Here is a 23421-nt window from a genome sequence, read left to right on the forward strand (position 1 = left end):
TACCAAAAAAGTTAGTTGAAAATTAAACAGTGGAATTTTTTAATTTTAATGACAGTCTATAGCGCTAGTTGCCATTTCAACTACAGGAGCAGGAGAGATGTAAGGAATGCCTAATCCCAATCCTCTAAGAATGAATAAAACACCTATTAAGACTACAAAAACAGGAATGGCTTTTTGTATGCGTTGTTTTATGGTTTGGTTTAAAAACTTACCTAAATAAATAGCTGAAGTCATCAGAGGCAAAGTGCCTAAACCAAATAAAACCATATAAAAACTGCCTTGTAGTAAGCTGCCTGTGGCTACGGCACCAAACACTGCCATATATACCAAGCCACAAGGTAAAAATCCATTTAGAAAGCCAATGGTTAAAAACGTATCTGGTGTTTTTTTCTTTAAAGCTTGTCCAAGATTAGATTTTACTCTAGAAATGACTTTGTTTAAAGGTTTAGATAAATTGTATTTAGCAAAAGTTCGATAAGGGATAAGTACAACAACAATCATTAAAATTCCTACTGCTATTGAGAGTTGTTGTTGTACACCAAAAAGATTGAGGCTTTTACCAACGAGACCAAAAGCCAGTCCTATTAAACTGTAAGCCAATAATCTACCAATATGATAAACACCAATTTGAGATACTTTTTTTAAAGAATTAGAACGATCTACGGGCAACATAAAGGCTATTGGTCCACACATACCAACGCAGTGCAAACTACCTAATAAACCTAATACAAATGCCGAATATAACATGCTAATAGTTTATGGCTTTTTTGTAAAGATAAGCTTCATTATTGTAGGTCCAGTCAATGTTAATGTTCCAGCGACCATCTAACAATTTGTTGTCAGGTATGAGCAAATTGTGATCAGATAATGAAATAGGAATTTCAAAATCTAACGTCTTGTTAGATGGTCTGTATAGGAACACTGAACCTTTAATCTTTTTTATATCTAAATCTTTCGGGAATTCAACAAGGATGCCATCTTTAGTCTTCTTCCAACTAATATTGGTTTTTAGGTTTTTAGAATTTTCTTCTTTATCAATATCAGTTTGAAATTTTAACTCTTTTTGATAATAATCTTCTACAACCAAATCATGGTCGTACTTATTGTTTGTAGCCATATTCACTACAAAATACATTATAAAGCCTATAAAACCTGCAAAGGCTATAACTATTGCTGTTCCCCAATTTACTTTCATAACTCTACTTCCTGCAAAAGCAGGAATCTCCTTTTTTTTAGACCTGCTAGGTTTTCAAAACCCAAACCTGCTAGGTCATTGTTAATTATAACTTCTAGGGCCTAAAAAGCTCACAGAAGTTGTTTCTATTAATTTGTCTCCACTATAAACATCTAAAGTCAAGTTGTTCTTGTCGCCAGAAAGGTCACTTTGTTTTAGCTCTATAAATAACGTTCCTTCTGCTAGTCCACTTTCTTTTACTGTAAAGGTATCGCTTGTAGAAACCAATTTTATTTCACCATCAATACCTCTAAGCTTAAAGCTTACATCCTCAATAGTTTCAGTGGTTTTATTTACAATTTTATACGTATAGACGTTACTAATAATATTATTGTCTTTATGTTCATATAGCTGTCCTGGTAATCTAAGTACTCTTGCTTCAACATCATTTCTTAGGGCTAGCATACCCAGTAACACACCAATCAAAATGACAAGCACAGCAATGTAACCTTTCATTCGAGCCGTAAGTTTAAAAACTGTTTTCTTTTCTATATTATCTTCACTGGCATAACGGATTAATCCTTTTGGTTTGTTGATTTTTTCCATTATCGTATCGCACTCATCAATACAAGCAGTACAGTTGACACATTCTAACTGTGTGCCGTTTCTGATATCTATACCTGTAGGACAAACATGTACACATTGAAAACAATCTATACAGTCACCATGTCCTAGAGCTTCTCTGTCTTCATTTTTTCTAAACTTCTTTCTTCCACTTTCACCTTCACCACGTTTATGATCATAAGCTACAACAATAGATTTGTTATCTAAAAGTACACCTTGTAATCTGCCGTAAGGACAAGCAATAATACATACTTGCTCTCTAAACCAAGCAAAAATAAAATAGAACACTCCTGTAAAAATCAACAACGGAACTAAAGTGCCTAAATGTTGAGAAGGCCCTTCTTTAACATAACTTAGAAGCTTGTCGCCACCTATTAAGTAGGCTAAAAAAATGTTTGCTATTAAAAACGAAATCACTAAAAAGATAAACCACTTTAAGGTGCGTTTTCTAATTTTTTCTGCATCCCATTTCTGTCTTGCCAAACGCATTTGTTTATTGCGGTCACCATCTATCCAAAATTCAATACGTCTAAAGACCATTTCCATAAAAATGGTCTGTGGACAGATCCATCCACAGAAAATACGACCAAATCCTACTGTAAACAGTGTAATGAATACCACACCAATAATCATGGAAATCACAAACAGATGAAAATCCTGTGGCCAGAACGGAAAACCAAAGATGTTAAAACGTCTTTCTAGGACATTAAACATTAAGAATTGGTTACCGTTAATTTTTATAAATGGTGCAGCAAAGAGAAAAGCTAATAGAAAATAACTTACTAACTTTCTCTTTTCCCAATATGGACCTGAGGGTTTTTTAGGGAAAATCCAATTACGTTTACCTTCTTCATTGATGGTACCGATTGAATCTCTAAAAACTTCGTTCTCTGGCGTTTCCATTTAGATTTGGTTTTATGTCGCTTAATTAGAAGCTATTGTTTGGTCTTCTTCGTCAGCTTCATTGGTTTTTTCTTCTGTCTCTTCGGTAGATGATTCCTCAGAGTTGTCTTTAGATTCGTCTACCCAAATATCGCCTTCGGCTTCTTTAGGATTAGCTGGTGTAGTGCCTTGAAATTGTAATACGTAACTTGCTACTTGAGCCATTTCTAAAGGTTTTAAACTATTTTTCCAGGCAACCATGCCCTTACCGTCTCTACCGCCTTCGGAGATAGTTCTGAATACATTTTTTATACCACCACCAAGAATCCAGTGCTCATCAGTAAGGTTAGGGCCAATACCACCACCACCATCTGCCATGTGGCAGGCCACACAATTGACTTCAAAAATCTTTTTACCTGCGTTTAGGTCTGCAGCATCGGTCAGTACTACAACAGTATTAACGTCAACCAAGTTCTTTGCTGTCTTTTTATATTCTTCAATGGCTCTATTGGCTTCGGCATATTCAATCTCATATTCATCAAACTGGTCATCTGCATTAAATACATGGTATCTTGCCATATAAACCACACCAAAAATGATAGTTGCGTAAAATCCATAAAGCCACCAAGGCGGAAGGTTGTTGTCTAATTCTTTAATACCGTCGTAATTATGGTCTAGAATTATTTCACCTTCTTCCTCAATTGGTTTAGCTCCTTTGAGTTTGTCATAGGTTTTCTTAATCCATAATGCTAATTTAGATGGCGCAGCTCTTTGAGCATCATATCTGGCTTTACCTTCTTCGTCTAAACTTTGGTATAGGATGTTATCCATTGTACCAACAATACCTTCTATAGCAATTAAAAATAGAAGTACCAATAATAGGAACAAAAGGATGACAGGTTGCTCTATAAACGCTGGTTGGTCACCAGAATCTACAAAGTATTCTATGAGTCCTGCAATTGCAAAGAATACTACAGGTACTCTAATATATGATGGAATTAAATGTCTCATGATTGTGTGTCGTTTTGGTTATCTAAAGGAATATTACTGACTGTTGTTATATATTCTTTCTTAGCTGTGTATACCCAGAAAAACAGCGCTACAAAAAAGATAAAGAATATTAAAAGGGATATCAAGGGATAGATTTCTATTCCTGTGATACTTTCCATATGATTTTTTACAAATTTTAGCATGATGATTAATTTTGTGCCGTTTCATTAAGAATTTCTTTCACTTTAATATCTGTACCTAGACGTTGCAGGTACGCAATTAGAGCAACAATTTCACGATTTCGCATTTCTACGAAATTCTCACCAGCAGTGGCCTTATCTGCTTCATAAGATTTAGCAAAATCTGGATCTGTGTATAGGTTTTTCTCAATTTGAGTGCCTTGTTCTAACATAGAAATCTGGGCATTGGCAATATCTTCTTCGGTATACGGTACACCCAAACTCACCATTGTTTCCATTTTCTTTTCGGTCATAGACTTATCTAGTTTAGCACCTTCACCAACGATTAACCATTTGTAGGCAGGCATAATAGAACCTGAAGAAGTGGTTTGCGGATCGTACATGTGGTTAAAGTGCCAGTTGTCGTTGTATTTTCCACCAACACGATGTAAGTCTGGCCCTGTACGTTTACTTCCCCAAAGGAATGGGTGGTCATAAACAAACTCACCTGCTTTAGAGTATTCACCGTAGCGTTCTACTTCACTTCTAAATGGTCTTACCATTTGAGAATGACAGCCTACACAGCCTTCTCTAATATAAATATCTCTACCTTCTAGTTCTAAAGGAGTGTAAGGTTGAACACTACTAATGGTAGGAATATTAGATTTTACAACTATGGTTGGTATAATTTGCACAATACCTCCAATTAAAATTGCAATGGTAGCGTAGATCGTTAATAATACAGGCTTACGCTCTAACCAAGTATGCCACCCTTCACCAGCAACACGTCTTTTTGACACACGCTTTAATGCTGGCGCTTCAGCAAGTTCGTCTGTTACTTTGCTGTCAGATTTAGCAATGGTAACAATAACATTATACACAAGAATTAACATACCAGTAATGTAAAGGGTACCACCAATAGCACGCATCCAGTACATAGGCATAATCTCAGTTACTGTTTCAAGGAAGTTACCATAAACTATACTTCCATCTGGGTTAAATTGTTTCCACATACTCGCTTGAGTAAAACCTGCAACGTACATAGGTAATGCATAGAGTATAATACCTAGAGTTCCTACCCAGAAGTGTAGGTTGGCTAAACCGATAGAATGCAATTTAGTTTTAAATAAACGTGGTATTAACCAATAAATCATACCAAAGGCTAAGAAGCCGTTCCAAGCTAATGCACCTACGTGAACGTGAGCAATAATCCAGTCTGTAAAGTGTGCAATGGCGTTAACGTTTTTAAGTGATAGCATAGGACCTTCAAATGTTGCCATACCATAACCAGTAATCGCAACTACCATAAATTTAAGTACAGGATCTGTACGTACTTTATCCCAAGCACCACGCAAGGTTAATAAACCATTAATCATACCTCCCCAAGAAGGTGCAATTAACATAACAGAAAATGCAACACCTAAATGTTGAGCCCATTCTGGTAAAGCTGTATATAATAAGTGGTGAGGACCAGCCCAGATGTAGATAAATATTAATGACCAGAAGTGAACAATAGATAATCTATATGAGTAAACAGGTCTGTTAGCTGCTTTTGGTACAAAGTAGTACATTAAACCTAAGAAAGGAGTTGTTAAGAAAAATGCAACTGCATTATGTCCATACCACCACTGCACTAAGGCATCTTGTACACCAGCATAAACAGAATAACTTTTCCAGCCAGTTAAGCTAACAGGAAGTTCTAAACTATTAAAAATATGTAGTACTGCAACAGTAACAAATGTAGCGAGGTAAAACCAGATAGCAACATATAAGTGACGTTGACGACGTTTTAAGATTGTACCAATCATGTTGACACCAAAAACCACCCATACTAAAGCAATAGCGATATCAAAAGGCCACTCTAATTCGGCATACTCTTTAGATGTTGTAATTCCTAATGGCAACGTTATTGCCGCACCAACAATGATTAATTGCCAGCCCCAAAAGTTAATGTTGCTTAGTAAATCACTAAACATTCTGGCTTTAAGTAAACGCTGAAGCGAATAGTACACACCAGCAAAAATAGCATTACCTACAAAGGCAAAAATTACTGCGTTGGTGTGTAATGGTCTTAATCGCCCAAAGCTTAGCCACGATATACCATCGGTCATATTTGGGAATAAAAACATAAAGGCTAGGATAAGCCCAACGAGCATACCAACTACGCCAAAAACTATGGTGGCGTAGAGGAATTTTTTAACGATTTTGTTATCGTAGTAAAATTGTTGCATTTCCATATGAAATAATTTAGTCAGATTCTATATTTATTGTTTAGTCTTTTCTTTAACGAGTTCATCTTCAAACAACATGCGTACCGAAGGTGTATAGTCATCATCGTATTGACCAGACTTTACAGCCATTAAAAAAACGATAAAGAAAGCCACACCAACAATGACGCTTACTGTTAAAACTATATATATAACACTCATACCTATTTTGAAGTTATGGTTCAAATTTACAGTTGAACCTTTTTTTAAAACATGACTTTTATCATGTCGCTCTATTTATTTCTAATTATTATTTAAGCGTTCTACCAATATAATTAGTGCATACCGTTGTAAACACCACTATGCTTATAGAACTTAAAGGCATTAAAATTGCAGCAACAACAGGAGCTAACTGGCCTGTAACAGCAAAATATAATCCTATTACATTATATATAAATGAAAGCACAAAGCTCCATTTTATGGTCTTTATAGCTGATTTTGAGGCCATAATATAGCGATACAGGTGCTTAAATTTTGAAGCATCCAAGATGGCATCACAGGCAGGCGAGAATACATTAACATCTTCAGAAATTGCAATACCTACATCACTTTGTGCCAAAGCACCTGCATCGTTAAGTCCATCTCCAATCATTAAGACTTTTGCACCTTCAGACTGGTGGTATTTTATAAACTCTAACTTATCATCTGGCTTTTGGTTGAAAATGAGTTTCGTTTTTCCTGGTAGTAATTTTTTGAGATTTTCGCGCTCACCCTCATTATCTCCTGATAGAATTACCAAATCAAAATGTTTTTTAAGCTTATTAAAGAGCTTTGAAACACCTTTTCTATAACTGTTGTAAAATGTGAATTTTCCTTTGTAACTATTATTACTGCTTATATGTACTGTGGTATTGAGCGTAGAGGTTTGTTCAGCATTGCCAACAAAACTAGCGGACCCAACTTTTAGGTTAATATTATCATGCTCAGCTTTAATACCTTTACCAACGTGTTCTTCAAACCTATCTAAGGTAATGATGTCATGTTCATCTAAAATGTTGTATAGTGTTCTACTCAATGGATGGTTAGATCCTCTTAAAGAGTTTTTTAGAACCAAGCTTTCTGAACTAGATAACGATATACCCTTATACTCAGCATTGCTTTGTTTGTTAGATGTAATAGTTCCTGTTTTGTCAAAAATAACAGTATTAATATGTGCCAGTTGCTCAATGACACTGGCATTTTTTACGTAAAATTTTAGCTTGCCAAAAATGCGAAGTAGGTTTCCAAAGGTAAAAGGTGCAGACAAGGCAATAGCACAAGGACACGCAATGATTAACACTGCCGTAAATACATTCATGGCTTTACTGGGATCGGTAAACAGCCAGTAGCTTGTTGCAATTAGGGCTATTGTAAGTATGGCAATAGTAAAGTGCTTACTTATACTATTGGTAATAGTAGTAAAACCATCTTCCTTATTTTTATTAAAAACATCATTACTCCACAATTGTGTAAGGTAACTCTGCTCCACAGATTTTAAAGCTTCGATTTCTATGACACCAGATGTCTGTTTACCACCAGCAAAAAGTTTGTCACCAGATTGTTTAGTAACAGGTTGAGATTCACCTGTAACAAAACTGTAATCTATTTTTCCTCTACCATTGATAAGGATACCATCAACAGGAATTAACTCTTCATTTCTTATTAATAATCGGTCACCCTTTTCTATATCGTAAACCTGAATTGAGTTTTCGTTTCCATCTTTTTCAATTTTAGTAACTGCAATTGGGAAATAACTTTTATAATCGCGCTCAAATGATAAAAAAGCGTAAGTTTTTTGCTGAAAAAATTTACCCAATAAAAGAAAAAAAACCAACCCTGAGAGACTATCAAAAAATCCAGAACCAATGTCAAAAGCTATTTCTACTGTGCTTCTTAGAAATAATACCGAAACACCTAAGGCAATAGGAATATCAATGTTTAATAGCTTTGCTTTTAAGCCCTTGTATGCAGAAATGAAATAATCTTGGGCAGCATAAAATACTACAGGAATAGATAAGGCAAACATAAGCCAACGGAACATGTGCTTGTATTGTTCTAACCAAAATTCGTTGATCTCAAAATACTCAGGAAATGACAAGAACATTATATTTCCAAAGGCAAAACCAGCTATACCCAGTTTATAAATAAGCGTTCTATTGATTTGCTTCTTACCGGTTTTAAAATCATCTAAACTGATGTACGGTTCATAGCCAATTCTGCTTAATAAAAGCACAACAGACTTTAGGTCCGTTTTTTTGGAATTATAAGTGACTCTAACCGTTTTTTTACCAAAATTAACTTGAGAATCTGATATGCTTGGATTCAGTTTTTTTAGATTTTCTAAAATCCAAATACAAGAACTACAATGAATATGTGGAATATAAAGTGTTGCCACCTCAATCTCATCGCTTCTAAATTCCGTGAGTTTTTCGACAATATTTCCCTGAGATAGAAAATCATATTTCCCTTCAATTTCTTTTGGAATTGCACCTGGCGAACTTTGTAAATCGTAGTAACAGGTTAAATCATTTTCGTTAAAAATTTCGAAAATAGTTTTGCAACCATTACAACAAAACGATTTATCCTGAAACGTGATAGGGTGGCTGCCACAGTCGTCACCACAATGAAAACAAGAGTTGTTTTCCATAGTTTAATTTGCTCATTTATACCTGTAACAAAGGTGACACATTGTGCAGTTTTAAAATATGATATTTGTCATGTAATTAGTATATTTGAATTAAGTCACTAAATCAATTGGTATGAGTAAATGTGAGTCTTGTATTATTAAGGAGTTTAATTCCTTAAAGTCTCTGACGCGCGATGAATTAATGCGGGTTTCTGCATGTAAAACAGGTAAGTTTTATAAAAAAGGTCAAATCATTTTTGAAGAAGGCGAAACACTAAATGGTGTTTATTGTGTAAGGGATGGGGTCTGTAAATTAACAAAGTTGAGCGAAAACGGAAAAGACCAAGTCGTAAAGCTTGTGGTTAAAGGAGATCTATTGGGTAAGCGCTCTTTAGTATCTGATCAAAAAACAAATTTGAGCGCTGTTGCCCTAAACGATATGGAAATGTGTTTTATTCCTAAAAGTGAAATAATTGACGATTTATCAAAAAATCCAAAGTTTACCATGGATGTCTTAAGAGAGATGGCTAATGACTTAAAAGAGTCTGACGTATCTCTAGTAAATATGGCTCAGAAGTCCGTAAAACGCAGAATGGCTGAAACATTATTGTACGTTCATGATAATTTTGGTACGGATAATGAAGGCTACCTAAGTATAGTACTATCTCGTGAGGACTATGCTAGTATCGTGGGTACAGCAACCGAGTCTGCCATTCGCATTTTATCGCAGTTTAAAAAAGAAGGGCTTATATCGACTACGGGCAAGCGAATAAAGGTTGAAGATTACAATGGCCTTAAATGGATGGAATAAAAAAGCGCTCTTTTTTAGAGCGCTTTTTGTTTAGTCTATACTAAAGCTTTTAGTCTCTTTAAATGGATCGATTTTTAAATCTTTCATTGTATTTTGATAATCTTTCCATGTGGTATTAAAGAAATTATTGGTTTCGCCAAAAACTTTGTCGAAAGCGTCTTTAGCATGTTGTATTAATGTAGTTTCTGTAGTAGTTAGTCCTGTTTGGCTATTACTAACATAACTTCTTGCAGTGCCAAGGCGCTGCATTGGTGTCACTTCAGGATTTCTGGTAATACCTTGACGCTTATCTACTTTGCCTAAATATCTGTCAATTAAACTATCAATGGCTTTGATTGCTTCTTTAGAACTTTCAACTTGTGCTTTGTACAATTCTTTGTCAAGCTTAGATAATTCTTTCTTATAGTTTACGGCAATAGTTTTACTTTTTACCAATTGTTCAACGGCTTCAGCGGCCTTTTGCTGTAACTGTTCTAAGTGCTTTGAAGCAGTATAAACTTCATCAATATTCTTTTGTGATATATTTAATCGAGGATCTGACTTTACGGAAATCTTTGTTTCTGAAGTTATATCTCCATAATACAATACAGCTTTGTAATTTCCAGGTTTTACACTAATTCCACTTGGTTCTCGGTCTTGTTTACGTACTCTGCGAGAAGGTCTACTTACACCAGCTTCGTCCATATACCAAGTCCATTTATGCAGTCCGTTTTCTTTAGGTGCCTTTTGCTTTAGTGTTCTAATTAAGCGGTCTCCATCATAAATTTTTAAAGTTAGAGAGTCCCAACTAATCTCATTTACAACTTTTTTGTCACTTATATTTTTATCACCTTTTTTAGCATCTGTTTTAATGTCGGATTTAACAGGTTCTTTTTTATTAAATAAGTACGAAAAGTGAGCACCATAACCACGATTTTCACCATGATACATTGCATCTGCACCAAAACGACTTCCCGTTGGTTGTTGGTAAGCCGCTTGATATGCTGTAGGTGGATCAAACAATTCAATATTTGAATTGATGATCGATTTGTTTTTTGCTATAGCCCTTAAAGGTCTTATGTCGTCTAATACCCAAGCCGCTCTGCCAAACGTACCTATAACTAAATCATGTTCTCTGGGATGAATTACTAAATCCTTTACAGATGTTGTTGGGAAGCCTTCCGTCCATTTGGTCCATTTTTCGCCTGCGTTTAGGGATATATATAGTCCATCATCAGTTCCTAAAAACAAAAGATTTGGTTCTTCAATATCTTCAACTATAGCTAACGTGTAACTTTTTACATCTCTTTCATCTACAATACGTTCCCAAGATTTCCCATAATTCTTGGTTCGGTAAGCATAAGGCGCGTAGTTAAAGCGACGGTAATCATTGGCAATTAACAATGCTTCACCTTTGTTTTTGTTGGAGGCTTTTATTTGTGCAATCCAACTTCCTTTTGGTAAACCTGTTATGTTTTTAGAAACATCGTTCCAGTTTTTGCCACCATCTGTAGTGTAATGTACACGACCGTCATCTGTACCTGCCCAAAGCATATCTTTTTCCACAGGTGAAGGTTCTATGACTAAGATTGTACAGTGATTTTCTGCACCAGTAGCGTCCATGGTTAAACCTCCGCTTTCAGATTGTTTCTGTTTTTCTGGGTCATTAGTGGTAAGATCTGGTGAAATTATAGTCCAAGTTTCGCCTTTATCGGTAGATTTATGAACAAACTGGCTACCAAAATAAATGGTGCTATTATCAAACGGATCAATATTTATGGCCGAATTCCAGTTAAAACGCAATTGCATCTCTGGATCGGGATGCGTTGGTCGCACGCCATAATTGTTCCCTGTTTGCCAATCGTAACGGCTTACATAGCCTTGTTGGCTCATGGACCAACCATAGCGCGAATCGTCTCTATCTGGGACCACATCAAAGCCATCGCCAAAACTAATTTCTTGCCAGTAACTATTTCTTATGCCTTGGTCTTTCCACACATAAGCAGGTCCTCGCCAAGAGCCATTATCTTGCATGCCTCCATAAACATTATATGGAAATTCGTTATCTACATTAATATGGTAAAACTGAGCTACAGGAAGATTACCAATAAAACGCCAAGATTTTCCTCCATCTTTGGTAATATTCATTCCACCATCATTGCCATCGATCATAAAACTACCATCTTCTGGATGAATCCACCACGCATGATGATCTGGATGTACACCATTGCTTACACCATAAGCAGGCATAAGCTGTTCAAAATTTTTACCACCATCTTCAGAAACGTTTACGTACGTAAAAACGGAATACACACGATTCTCATTTTGAGGATCTACATAAATTTCAGAATAGTAAAACGGACGATTACCAATATCGTTTTTATCATTAATTTTTTTCCACTTAAAACCACCATCTTCACTTTTATAAAGCGCATTTTTTTCGGCTTCAACAAGTGCGTATACAATATTTGGTTTGTTAGCCGCAATGGCTACGCCAATACGGCCTAAATTTCCTTTGGGAAAACCATCATCTGGCGTAATTTTTTTCCATGTTTTACCACCATCGTGCGTCATGTGTAAACCAGAGCCTTCTCCACCAGAGTTAAAAAACCAAGGATCGCGTTTATGTTCCCACATAGCTACAAACAACTTATTAGGATTTGTAGGGTCCATTACCATATCTGCTACACCAGTTTTGTTATTGGCAAATAATATTTTATTCCAAGTTTTGCCACCATCAGTAGTTTTGAAAACGCCGCGTTCTGGGTGTTCTCCCCAAGGTGAGCCAATAGCACCAACATAAACCACGTTTGGGTTGCTTGGGTCCACAATGATTCTGTGGATATGCCTAGTTTTTTCCAGACCCATAGCCATCCACGATTTACCACCATCGAGAGATTTGTAAATACCGTAACCGCCATTAAGGGAATTTCGTGGATTGCCCTCACCAGTACCTACCCAAATAACACTTGGATTTGACTGCTGAATTTCTACCGCACCAATTGAAGCAGTAACTTCTTTATCAAAAATAGGCTCCCATTTTATACCGCCAGATGTTGATTTCCAAAGCCCACCAGAAGCCGTACCTACATACATAATGTCAGGATTGTTATTTACAACATCAATGGCAGTAACACGGCCAGACATGCCTGCAGGACCAATGTTTCTTGGTGTCATTTTTTTTACTAAATCCATCGAGAATTCTTGCGCAGAAATAAAGCTTATGCAGAATAGAAAAACCAAGGGAAAGATATGTTTCATTGTTATTAGGTTAGTTTAATTCAGCCTAAAAATAACGAAAACTTATTTGTGAAATCTTAAGGAGTTGTTAAGGTCAATTTATACCTGTTTTTTAATTTAAAAAGTAGTATTTTTATGATGCTATGAATGAAAAACAAAACAGATCAGGATTCGTATTTAAAACTTACGAAGCACCACACCAATCTCCTTTTGAAAAACTCTTCGAAATTTTTAAAGAGTTGATTACATACACATCGGGAGATTTTGATGAAGCCATTGATTGGTTACGCCAACTCGATAAGGAATACGAGCTTACCACACCAGACTATACCATTGACGATTTTATTGAAGACCTTAAAAATAAAGGTTATATACGCGAAGAGATTGAATTTGGCGACGAAGGTGATGGCAGCGGAAAAGGAAAACTATCTATTACCGCAAAGACCGAACGTGCTATTCGTAAACAGGCCTTAGAACATATTTTTGGTAAAATAAAGCGAAGCGGTTCTGGCAACCACAAAAGCAAAGGTCTTGGTATTGGCGATGAGCATACAGGCGATTTTAGAGCTTACCAATTTGGCGATGCACTCGAAAAAGTATCTGTGACCGAAAGTTTGCGTAACGCTCAAATTAACAATGGCATCGGTGATTTTAGCCTAACCGAAGACGATTTGGTGGTTGAAGAAACCCTACACAAAAGCCAAATGAGCACAGTGCTGATGATAGATATTAGTCACAGCATGATTTTGTATGGCGAAGATCGTATTACACCTGCCAAAAAAGTAGCCATGGCCTTGGCCGAATTAATCACCACACGCTACCCTAAAGATACACTTGAAATTTTGGTATTTGGCAATGATGCTTGGCCCATTAAAATAAAGGAATTACCGTATTTAAAAGTTGGGCCATTTCATACCAATACTGTTGCAGGTTTACAATTGGCTATGGATATGTTACGTAGAAAACGAAATACTAATAAACAGATTTTTATGATAACCGACGGTAAACCCAGTTGCTTGCGTATGCCAGACGGCCAATATTATAAAAACAGTAATGGCTTAGATCCTTTTATCACCAATAAGTGCTATGCTATGGCGCAACAAGCCAGACGTTTGCACATTCCTATCACCACATTTATGATTGCGGAAGATCCGTACTTAATGCAGTTTATTAGGGAGTTTACACAAGCTAATCGCGGAAAGGCTTTCTACACAGGCTTAAAAGGATTGGGACAAATGATATTTGAGGATTATGAAAACAACAGAAAAAAACGTATCTCCTAATTTAATATCACGAAATGTTCCCTTGAGGGGACTTTAGGGGTGTCTTAGAAATATAAGAAAATAGAATATAGAGCATAGACTTAAGACTTATGAAAAAAAATAAAATTACCACACTAGGCGAATTAAAACAATCTGGTTACCAGCCAAAATCCATAAAGGACGAACTACGAGATAACCTCATTGCCAACATTAAAAATAAAAAGAATACGTTTGAAGGGATCCACGGTTACGAAAACACGGTAATACCAGAATTGGAACGTGCCATTTTATCGCGCCACAACATCAATTTATTAGGATTGCGAGGCCAGGCAAAAACGCGTTTGGCACGTATGATGGTGAACCTCTTAGATGAATACATTCCTGTGGTTGAAGGCTCGGAGATTAATGACGATCCGCTCAATCCAATATCAAGATACGCCAAAGAATTAGTTGCCCAAAAAGGCGACAACACACCAATCTCTTGGTTACATAGAAATGAGCGCTTTGCAGAAAAACTCGCCACACCAGATGTTACCGTTGCCGATATTATTGGCGATGTGGACCCAATAAAAGCCGCTAACCTAAAACTGAGTTATGCAGATGACCGTGTGATTCATTACGGCATGATTCCGCGTGCCAACCGTTGTATTTTTGTTATTAATGAGTTACCAGATTTACAAGCCAGAATTCAGGTAGCTCTATTTAATATTTTGCAGGAAGGTGATATTCAAATTAGAGGATTCAAATTACGACTGCCTTTAGATATGCAGTTTGTGTTTACGGCAAACCCAGAAGATTATACCAATCGTGGTAGTATTGTAACACCATTAAAAGATAGAATTGGTTCACAGATTTTAACGCATTATCCTGAAAGTGTAGAAATTGCACGTACCATTACCTCACAAGAGGCCAAGTTAGTTGAGAGTCAGGCAACCTCTGTATATGTACCAGATTTGGCCAAGGATTTATTAGAACAAATTAGTTTTGAAGCACGCGAGAGCGAATACATTGATGCAAAAAGTGGTGTAAGTGCCAGAATGAGCATCACCGCTTTTGAAAATTTGCTGAGTACCGCAGAGCGACGTGCGTTGTTGGCTGGTGATGAAAGCACTTCTGTAAGACTTTCAGACTTTATAGGTGTTATTCCTGCCATTACAGGAAAAGTAGAATTGGTGTATGAAGGCGAACAGGAAGGTGCCGATTTTGTCGCCAACGAATTGTTGAACAGTGCTATAAAAACATTATTTCCTGAATATTTTCCGAAGATTGAAAAATTAGAAAAGCAAGGTGACGAGACACCTTACGATGCATTGATTTCATGGTTTTTTAATGGTGATGGTTTTGAATTGTTGGATGATTTTGATGATGCCACTTACCAATCAAAATTAGATGAAATAAAACCTTTAGACACATTAATTGCCGATTATCAACCAGATATAGACCCAAAAGATGTGTATTTTGAAAAAGAATTCATTCTTTGGGGATTAACCCAGTTTAAAAAACTGAGCAAATACAGATATGCAGAGGGAACTCAATTTAAGGATCCTTATGGCAGTTATATTAGTGGTCTGTAGTTTAGTAAAATCAAATAACTGTCAGTTCGAGCGTAGTCGAGAACCTTTTAGGGATTGCATTTTTTTGCTTCGCCATGTGTTTTCGGAAAAAAATTCCTCAACCAATTCTCGAACTGACAGATTAACTAACATATATTAGTTCTTACTTTCTTCAACAGGCTCAAAAACCCACCAAGTTTCTCCAGTTTTGGGTCTAAAACTTAGTTTTATAATTCCATCTTTAGAATAAATAACATAATATCCTTGGATTTTAAGATTTTCATCATTCAAAGTGGCTGTCATTTCGCCATCATTATACGTTGCAACGATGCCATTGTTAAACTCAAACGTAGCATTGTACATTTTAGGATTAAGCGTTGATGGCGTCATTGTTTTCTTCATGCTCAAGCTTTTTGTAAAATCTTTGGCATCGTAATTATACATTCCGTAATCTTCCTTTTTCTTTTTGGTTTTATTATGCTCTTTTTGAGTATCGTAATAAGCAATATTGCTTTTAATTTCAACTTTTCCTTTTTTTAAATAATAAGTATTGCTTGATGTTTTGTATGGCGGATTAACAACAAGCGTATAAGGCTTATTAATATTAAAAGATTTTTCTTTTGATGTATTGCTGAAAACAACGCTGTCGTTTTCGTCCTTTAGCTGAAACTCTGTGCCTGGCGGATATTTTATAAAGTCATTTTCCGTATGGCTTCGTGTAATTTTTAAATAATTGCTCTGTGCCAATCCTAAGTTCATTATTGCTAAAAGGAATAGTGTTGTTACTGTTTTCATTTTGTTCGTGATTTTCATAATTTTTGTTTTTAATTAATATTAATTTTTAATTCATTCTGTTTTTTTCATTTTCAATTCCTGTATCACGCTTTCTAGCTTTTTTAATCTCATTACGACCGAAATTATAAGTTAAGTTAAAACGGACTTGTCGGCTATCGCTACCACCATTTCCATCGATGAATAAATCACCAAATCGCGTGGAACCTTGCCAAGGTGATGTAAACAATATATCGTTAAAGCCCAATCTTGCCGTGAGTTTTTCATCAAAAAATTTCTTTTGAAAGGCAAGATTTAATGAACCCAAACTTCGGGTTTCGTAGGTGCCTCCCCAAACTGAAGGTGAACTGTACCAACCTGAAACTTCAAAAGTGATATCCTTAGGTAGCTTAAAGGTGTTTTGCGCATACAAGCTCAGTGTATTTTGCTTTGTTGAAACAAAGTCTGGATTTGTTGCTTCATAAATACTTCTATAAGCATTAAGGCTAAAATAAACACGCCACCAATCATTAAATTTTGTTGGATATGAAATGCCTAAATTGATGATTTTTTGGTTGGCTACATTTCTTTGAATGATAAAGTTTTGGTCATCACCTAAAGCTTCTGTCACCTGCGCAAAAAAATCGGATATAAAACTGTAGCTCAATGATGTTGTTAATCTATAATTGTAGGTATGCGAGAGCTTTAAATTATCCGTGTATTGCGGCTGTAAAAAGGGATTACCTTGTCTAAATGATAACTCGTCAATGCGGTATTGAAACGGATTTAAACTTTGATAATTTGGTCTTTGAATACGCTTGCTATAGATTAATGCCAAACTGTTCTTTTGATTAACTTGATAGGTAATGCCACCACTCGGAAACCAATTCGTGTAATTTCTAGTCACACGGTCGTCTGCGTTATCCTGCATACTTTCCAACTGTCCATCGGAAATGGTTGTTTCGGTACGTAATCCAATCTGAAAATTAAATTTTTTAAATTTTCTATTGTAGTTAAAATATGCCGCAATAATCTGTTCGTCGTAAATGAAATCGTTTGATTGTGTTTCGTCTAAATTGTTATTACCATTGGTTCTGTCAAAAGCATCGAAACTGTTGTCGGTATTGACTTTAGAATATTTTGCACCCAAACCCAGCTTTCCTTTCAGAAAATTTTGTTCATAATCTGCTTGGGCTGAAAAGATGGAAATATCAATCGGTGTATCAAAAAAGACAATGTTTTCACTTAAAACTTGAGTTTCATTACCATTTAAATAACGATTGGGTTGAAGGTTGGTACGGTCACTATCATATTTTCCGAAATCGACATCAATATTTAAAGAATGACCCAAAGTATCTTTAAATCGGTAATTGAGGTTGGCATAGAGATTTGAGGTTTGATTGTCCGAATCACTTTCAGCAATTAAAACTTGATTAGGATTGTCGTTACCAAGGGGTGTAATTGGTGTACGGCTATCGCTTTCAGAATTTGAATTGTTGAAATTTCCTGTTAGGATAATTCCAAAAGTAGATTCTGGTGTTGTGAAATAGTCAAAACCTATTCTAATGTTGTTGCTATTATTGTCAAAAATAGTTTCAGTTCTGGCATCGAAATTAGTACCATTTTGTGTTCGGTTGAGGTTTATAAAACTAAAACTCTTCCCAAAATTATTGCTGTAGGTGCCGTAAATACTTGTCTTTTTATTTCGGTTATTGAATGAAACAGAACTGCTCGTTCTGGCAAATTCACCAACAGTCAAACTTGAAGCTAAACTTCCGTTTGTGCCTAAGGTTTTATCGCGTTTCAATTTAATATTGATGATGCCTGCGTTACCTTCCGCATCATAGCGTGACGAAGGTTGCGTTATAATTTCTAAAGCTTCAATATCGCTGGCTTGCAATGTTTTAAGAAAGTTTACCAAATCCTGACCTCGTAAAACGGATGGTCTATCATCAATATAAATAAGGACACCAGCTTTTCCTTCAACCACAATATTATCCGAATTATCGATAATGATGCCAGGTGCTTTTCGCAGCAGTTCAAAACCCGAATCGCCAATGGCATTAATCGTTCCAGCAACGTTAAAAACGGTTTTATCGGCTAGAACTTGAATCATGGGTTTTTCGGCGACCACGGTTACTTCTTCCAAGGCTTCCGAGGCTTCTTTCATCACTATAGTTTCAAAGTTTTTGGCATTATTTTCAATACTGAAATTTTCAAATTTATAATCTTCCATACCTAAACTGGTAATCAATAATGTGTACGTTCCATTTTCAATGGATTTGTACTTAAATATGCCGTTTTCGTTAGTTAATTCACCTTTTATAAATGCACTAGTTTCTGCATTAAGAAGCGAAACAATAGCGTTTGATATCGGTTGGTTGTTTGCATCCACTACTTTACCTGTAATACTATTTTGGGCAAATGCGAAATTTATGGATAGCACTACTGTTAATTGTAAAAGTCGTTTCATCGTGTAATTTTTTATTCTGATACAAATCTGCAAAACACAATTAGGAACTACACGTTGAAAATGTTGAGTCGGCATATGGACTGATGAGTTGCCTTTCCCATTCATCTGTATATAGGACAACTCGTCTGTTTTTACTTTAAAATGGGTAAAGTAAAAAGTATATTTAGGCTTAATTTATTTCGGGATTAAAATGAAAATTAAAGCAAGACATATAGCCATCATAGCATTATTTTACCTGTTCTTTTCGGTACTTTACCGCATTGTCCTTTGGTATAGCGGAAATAATTATCCAGAAGAAGGATTTTGGGGTTGGGCCAATCCAAAGGGTTATTGGAATATGTCAGGTATGCAGTATCTATTTTATTTTTTTGCATCACTATTAATATGGTTTTTAGGTGTTTATCTTTTGAGGCATAAGCCAAAATTGGTTCAGATATTAGCAGTAGTAATTATGATACCAATTGTAGTTTATGGTGTGCGTGAAGGACGCTATTGGTTTATTGACATTACTGGAAAAACAAGATATCTCAGAGGTCCAGGTGTGGTTTGGGATTGGTACATTCCGTCATTGTTTATGATGATACAATTTGGTTGTTTGTTCACCTATCGCTATTTTAAGGAAAATCAACAAAAATTGAGGGTTGAAGGTGAGTTGAAAACGGCAGCTTTAAAAAGTGAACTTTCGGCTTTAAAAGCACAATTAAACCCACATTTTCTATATAACATTTTTAATACGATTAGCGCTTCTGTACCACCCGAAAATGAAAAAACAAGACGAATGATTGCCGAGCTTTCAGATCTATTTAGGTATCAATTGAAAGCTTCAAAGGTAGAAAAAGTACCACTGGGTGAAGAATTGGAATTTGTTAATAAATATCTCGATTTGGAAAAAGAACGCTTTCAAGAGCGATTGAAAGTTGACGTTAATGTTGAAGAGCATTTAAAAGAAGAAATGGTTCCACCAATGTTGTTGCAACCTTTGGTAGAGAATTCCATAAAGCACGGTTTGTCGTCTTTGATTGAAGGTGGCGAAATTCATATTTCTATCTTTAAAAAAGATGATAAATTACATTTTGAAATTGCCGACACAGGTATTGGTATTGAAGACAAAAAAGCTGTTTTTGAAAAAGGTATCGGACTTACCAACACGAAGCTAAGACTCGAAAAAATGTACCAAAGCACTTTAAAACTAACAGATAACGAGCCTAAGGGTTTAAAGGTTGAATTTGCAATATGAAAAAAGTAATCATAGTAGATGATGAAGCGGCTGGACGAAAGTTAATTAAGGAATACCTAAAAGATTATCGAGATTTAATTCTTTTGGGCGAAGCCAATAATGGCGTAGATGCCGTTAAAATGATCAATGAGTTTAAACCCGATTTGGTGTTTTTAGATATTCAAATGCCCGGAATGACAGGCTTTGATGTACTTACGCATTTAGATGAACTGCCACAAATCATATTCTCAACAGCTTATGATCAGTATGCGCTAAAAGCCTTTGAGGTTCATGCTGTAGATTACTTGTTAAAGCCTTACACAAAAGACCGTTTTAAGCTTGCTGTAGAGCGTTTAAATGAGAATAAAGTTGAAAACAAAGCAAGACCATTGGCAGAAAGTTTACTCATGGAAACAGCTAAATCGCCAAATAAGATTTTAGTACAAAGTCAAAACAAACTAGTAACAATTGCTTTAGAAAATGTAATACGTATTGAAGCCTACGGTGATTATTCTAAACTAGTGACTGACGATAAAACTTATGTGAGTAATTATGGTATTTCTACCCTTGAAGAAAAGTTAAATTCGGCAATATTTATAAGAGTACATCGGTCTTCAATTATTAACTTAAATGCCGTGAAGGAATTGCATAAATATTCTAAAAGTTACGATGTAATGATGAAAAATGGTGACGTGGTAAGAGTTAGTCGTGGTTATATGGACAATATCAAGAAATTGATGTTTTAAATTAAGCTCAGCAAGACAAGGCATCATTAACTAAACACTTCGACTTTTAATATTTGCTTCACAAAGCCTTATAATTTCTGTAATTCTTTTTTGTTGGGTATCTTCACGTTTAGCGCTTTGTAACCATGAAAGATAGCTCTTTCTGTAGCCTTTAGAGAAATTTTTATAATTTTCAAAAGCTCGTGGATTTTTATCAAATGCTTGTTGAAGGTTCTTAGGAATAACACCATTTTCAACATCATCCATAGCAGACCAAGTTCCAGATTTCTTGGCTAATGCAATCATTTTATAGCCAGCCTCTTGTATTAATCCTGCAGCCTCTAATTCTTCAACGTATGCTTTATTAAGTGCGCTCCACGTACTTTTGGGGTTTCGTTTTGTAAAATATTGAATCCGTTTTCCTTGGCCAAGGCTCTTTACGGTTGCATCAATCCAACCAAAACATAAAGCCACTTTTACAGCTTCTTCCCAGCGCATCGTTGGGATGTTCATTTCCAATTTATAGAAAATAAGATAAACGGCTTTGTGTTTATAATGGTTGTTTTGCAGCCAATCGTACCAGTCAGTGTCGCGTTCAAAGTAGAGTTCTGGTATGTTTTTCAAGGTTAATGTTTATTAGTTTCAAATATTTTTTGATTCCACATAAAAATCCCTGTCAATCTTTATATCGTTAGCTTTTACAGATTTTATCTGCCACTCTGCTTTAGGGAAAAGCCACTCTGATTTTCCGTCAATTTCAATTTGAACTGGCATATCAAAACCATCTACAATGTTTATCCAACGGTATTTTAATTCTCCGTTTTCAATTTTGTATTCTAAAGTTGGAATCATCGTTGTTCTCAAATACTGATCGAAAAATTCAGCTAAATCAATTTTAGATTGTTCGCTTATGTAATCTTCAATCTGTTTGGTGGTAACAGTTTGGTGGTAAAATTCAGAATTTAAACCACGAAGTATTTGTCTCCATTTTTCATCATCTCCAATAAGTTGTCTTAGTGTATGCAGCATATTGGCGCCTTTGTAATACATATCGCTAGATCCTTCGTTATTTACGTGGTATTGCCCAATTAAAGGTCGGTCGTTTTGAATGTTGGCGCGTGTGCCTATTACATAATCTGCAGCAGCTTCCTTACCGTAATAGTAATCCAAAAATAAGTTTTCGGAATACGCGGTAAATCCTTCATGAATCCACATATCTGCAATATCTTTATTGGTAATGTTATTGGCAAACCACTCGTGGCCAGCTTCGTGAATGATGATAAAATCGAATTTTAGTCCCCAACCAGTGCCAGATAAATCGTTTCCTAAATACCCATTCTTAAACTTATTACCATAAGTCACCGAACTTTGGTGCTCCATGCCCAAATAAGGCACTTCAACCAACTTAAAGCTATCCTCGTAAAACGGATAAGGCCCAAACCAATGTTCAAAGGCTTTCATCATTTTTGGTGCATCTTTAAAATGTTCTTTTGCTTTTTCAAGATTGTAAGAAAGTACCCAGTAATACATGTCTAGATTTCCTTTTTCTCCTTCGTATGACTCAGAAAAATTCTCATAATCTCCAATATTTATATTCACTCCGTAGTTATTTATCGGGTTGCTCACAAACCAACTCCATCTTTCGGTATTATCATTATTTAGCCTAATGTCGCGAAGTCTTCCATTTGAGATGTTTTTTAGTCCTCTAGGAACTGTAACACTAATAAGCATACTGTCCACCTCGTCGTACATGTGGTCTTTGTTAGGCCACCAAACACTCGCGCCCAAACCTTGGCAAGAGGTCGCTACAAAATGATTACCGTTTTTGTCCTTTTTCCATGAAAAGCCGCCATCCCAAGGAGCGCGGACTGCTTCTTTTGGTTGTCCAGAATATTGAACATATAACTCATTGTAGTCTCCCGGCACCTGTTCTTTTTGTAAAAACACAAAATAGGCCGACCCAATTTTATTATAGTCTAACTGAACATCGTCTTGCACAAAAGCCACGATTTCTAATGGGTCTTGCAAATCAATTTGTATTATGTTATGTGATTTTAAAACTTTATAGCGTATAATATTGTAACCAGCAATAAACTTCTTATCTGGTTGGACTTTGATATTAAGATCATAATAATTTAAGTCCCACCATTCGCGCTCAGGTGTTATGCTTCCTCTCAAGGTATCTTGTTTGGTAAATTGAGCTTTGTCTTTAAGTAACTGTGCATTAATTGAAGTTGTTATGAGTATACCAAGTATAAGTAATCTATATTTCACTATTAAATCATTTTTTGTTTTAAATATTTAACAAGCATTGTTCCACCTAAAACCAAATTTGTTCCTAAGTATAAGATTCCAAAAATTAGAAGGTTCGTATAGTTTTGGTTAGCAACATCGAATTCTGATAATTCAGAAAACAGTGCCAAAACTAAAAATAAAGTGAGCGCTATAACCGTAATAGAAATGATTAAACCAAAAGTTGCTTTTTTATTTACTATTTGATAGGCAAGAACAGCTAATAAGCCAATAGCAAATGGATTGAGAAGATTTGCGGTTAAAGCCCAATAATAAATGACAGAAGCAATTAAAAATAATTCTGGAATATGAGGTTTTAATTTTTTAAGCATATGTTCTAAATTTTATTTAATTTTTTATTTCTGCAGAAATTGTAAA

The 23421-nt window shown here is 35.6% G+C and carries 19 protein-coding genes; 5 read left to right on the forward strand and 14 right to left on the reverse strand.

Annotated features, from left to right (window positions below):
• Positions 1–45 precede the first annotated feature (45 nt).
• From BWZ20_RS13835 to BWZ20_RS13870, 8 genes are all read right to left on the reverse strand, one after another.
• A complete protein-coding gene (locus tag BWZ20_RS13835) occupies positions 46–747 on the reverse strand; it encodes a sulfite exporter TauE/SafE family protein (protein WP_076620786.1) in 702 nt (233 codons plus the stop codon).
• 1 nt (position 748) lies between these two features.
• Positions 749–1195 carry a FixH family protein gene (locus BWZ20_RS13840; RefSeq protein WP_076620788.1) on the reverse strand — a complete coding sequence of 149 codons (447 nt, stop codon included), beginning with the start codon at positions 1193–1195 and terminating at the stop codon, positions 749–751.
• 81 nt (positions 1196–1276) lie between these two features.
• Positions 1277–2701, reverse strand: coding sequence for a cytochrome c oxidase accessory protein CcoG (gene ccoG / locus BWZ20_RS13845; protein ID WP_076620790.1), 1425 nt, complete (start codon positions 2699–2701; stop codon positions 1277–1279).
• A 21-nt stretch (positions 2702–2722) separates the two neighbouring features.
• Complete coding sequence (locus BWZ20_RS13850; RefSeq protein WP_076620792.1) at positions 2723–3691, reverse strand: cbb3-type cytochrome c oxidase N-terminal domain-containing protein; 969 nt, start codon at positions 3689–3691, stop codon at positions 2723–2725.
• The gene (locus BWZ20_RS15520) at positions 3688–3873 is read right to left on the reverse strand and encodes a cytochrome C oxidase subunit IV (protein WP_076620793.1); all 186 of its coding nucleotides are present in this window, start codon (positions 3871–3873) and stop codon (positions 3688–3690) included. The genes BWZ20_RS13850 and BWZ20_RS15520 overlap by 4 nt, the downstream gene beginning before the upstream one ends.
• Before the next feature lie 5 nt (positions 3874–3878).
• On the reverse strand, positions 3879–6086 hold the full coding sequence (ccoN, locus tag BWZ20_RS13860) for a cytochrome-c oxidase, cbb3-type subunit I (RefSeq protein ID WP_076620795.1): 2208 nt from the start codon (positions 6084–6086) through the stop codon (positions 3879–3881).
• A gap of 27 nt (positions 6087–6113) precedes the next feature.
• Positions 6114–6278, reverse strand: a complete 165-nt coding sequence (ccoS, locus tag BWZ20_RS13865) for a cbb3-type cytochrome oxidase assembly protein CcoS (RefSeq protein WP_076620797.1) — start codon at positions 6276–6278, stop codon at positions 6114–6116.
• Positions 6279–6366: 88 nt separating this feature from the next.
• Complete coding sequence (locus tag BWZ20_RS13870; protein ID WP_076620798.1) at positions 6367–8742, reverse strand: heavy metal translocating P-type ATPase; 2376 nt, start codon at positions 8740–8742, stop codon at positions 6367–6369.
• 112 nt (positions 8743–8854) lie between these two features.
• Between BWZ20_RS13870 and BWZ20_RS13875 the strand changes: the two genes are divergently transcribed.
• Positions 8855–9532, forward strand: a complete 678-nt coding sequence (locus BWZ20_RS13875; protein ID WP_076620800.1) for a Crp/Fnr family transcriptional regulator — start codon at positions 8855–8857, stop codon at positions 9530–9532.
• A 30-nt stretch (positions 9533–9562) separates the two neighbouring features.
• Here the strand turns inward: BWZ20_RS13875 and BWZ20_RS13880 are convergent, their stop codons facing one another.
• The gene (locus BWZ20_RS13880; protein ID WP_076620801.1) at positions 9563–12772 is read right to left on the reverse strand and encodes a WD40/YVTN/BNR-like repeat-containing protein; all 3210 of its coding nucleotides are present in this window, start codon (positions 12770–12772) and stop codon (positions 9563–9565) included.
• Between the two features lie 122 nt (positions 12773–12894).
• On the opposite strand from BWZ20_RS13880, the gene BWZ20_RS13885 reads away from it, so the two are divergent.
• Together BWZ20_RS13885 and BWZ20_RS13890 are read left to right on the forward strand one after the other, a co-directional pair.
• The gene (locus BWZ20_RS13885; protein WP_076620803.1) at positions 12895–14034 is read left to right on the forward strand and encodes a vWA domain-containing protein; all 1140 of its coding nucleotides are present in this window, start codon (positions 12895–12897) and stop codon (positions 14032–14034) included.
• A gap of 89 nt (positions 14035–14123) precedes the next feature.
• A complete protein-coding gene (locus BWZ20_RS13890; RefSeq protein ID WP_076620804.1) occupies positions 14124–15587 on the forward strand; it encodes a magnesium chelatase in 1464 nt (487 codons plus the stop codon).
• Between the two features lie 135 nt (positions 15588–15722).
• On the opposite strand, the gene BWZ20_RS13895 is transcribed toward BWZ20_RS13890, so the two are convergent.
• Together BWZ20_RS13895 and BWZ20_RS13900 are read right to left on the reverse strand one after the other, a co-directional pair.
• Entirely contained in the window at positions 15723–16361 is a 639-nt protein-coding gene (locus tag BWZ20_RS13895; protein WP_157358417.1) for a hypothetical protein, read from the reverse strand.
• 46 nt (positions 16362–16407) lie between these two features.
• A complete protein-coding gene (locus tag BWZ20_RS13900) occupies positions 16408–18810 on the reverse strand; it encodes a TonB-dependent receptor domain-containing protein (protein ID WP_076620806.1) in 2403 nt (800 codons plus the stop codon).
• 190 nt (positions 18811–19000) lie between these two features.
• Between BWZ20_RS13900 and BWZ20_RS13905 the strand changes: the two genes are divergently transcribed.
• On the forward strand, positions 19001–20047 hold the full coding sequence (locus BWZ20_RS13905; protein WP_076620807.1) for a sensor histidine kinase: 1047 nt from the start codon (positions 19001–19003) through the stop codon (positions 20045–20047).
• Entirely contained in the window at positions 20044–20772 is a 729-nt protein-coding gene (locus tag BWZ20_RS13910; protein WP_076620808.1) for a LytR/AlgR family response regulator transcription factor, read from the forward strand. The genes BWZ20_RS13905 and BWZ20_RS13910 overlap by 4 nt, the downstream gene beginning before the upstream one ends.
• 30 nt (positions 20773–20802) lie before the next feature.
• Here BWZ20_RS13910 and BWZ20_RS13915 read toward each other — a convergent pair whose 3' ends face one another.
• The 3 genes from BWZ20_RS13915 to BWZ20_RS13925 are packed head-to-tail and all read right to left on the reverse strand — an operon-like array spanning position 20803 to position 23375.
• Positions 20803–21375 carry a YdeI/OmpD-associated family protein gene (locus BWZ20_RS13915; protein ID WP_076620809.1) on the reverse strand — a complete coding sequence of 191 codons (573 nt, stop codon included), beginning with the start codon at positions 21373–21375 and terminating at the stop codon, positions 20803–20805.
• An 18-nt stretch (positions 21376–21393) separates the two neighbouring features.
• Positions 21394–23025 carry a M1 family metallopeptidase gene (locus tag BWZ20_RS13920; protein ID WP_076620810.1) on the reverse strand — a complete coding sequence of 544 codons (1632 nt, stop codon included), beginning with the start codon at positions 23023–23025 and terminating at the stop codon, positions 21394–21396.
• Positions 23026–23027: 2 nt separating this feature from the next.
• The gene (locus BWZ20_RS13925) at positions 23028–23375 is read right to left on the reverse strand and encodes a hypothetical protein (protein ID WP_076620811.1); all 348 of its coding nucleotides are present in this window, start codon (positions 23373–23375) and stop codon (positions 23028–23030) included.
• Positions 23376–23421: the final 46 nt, after the last annotated feature.

The organism is Winogradskyella sp. J14-2 (assembly GCF_001971725.1).
GTDB lineage: Bacteria > Bacteroidota > Bacteroidia > Flavobacteriales > Flavobacteriaceae > Winogradskyella.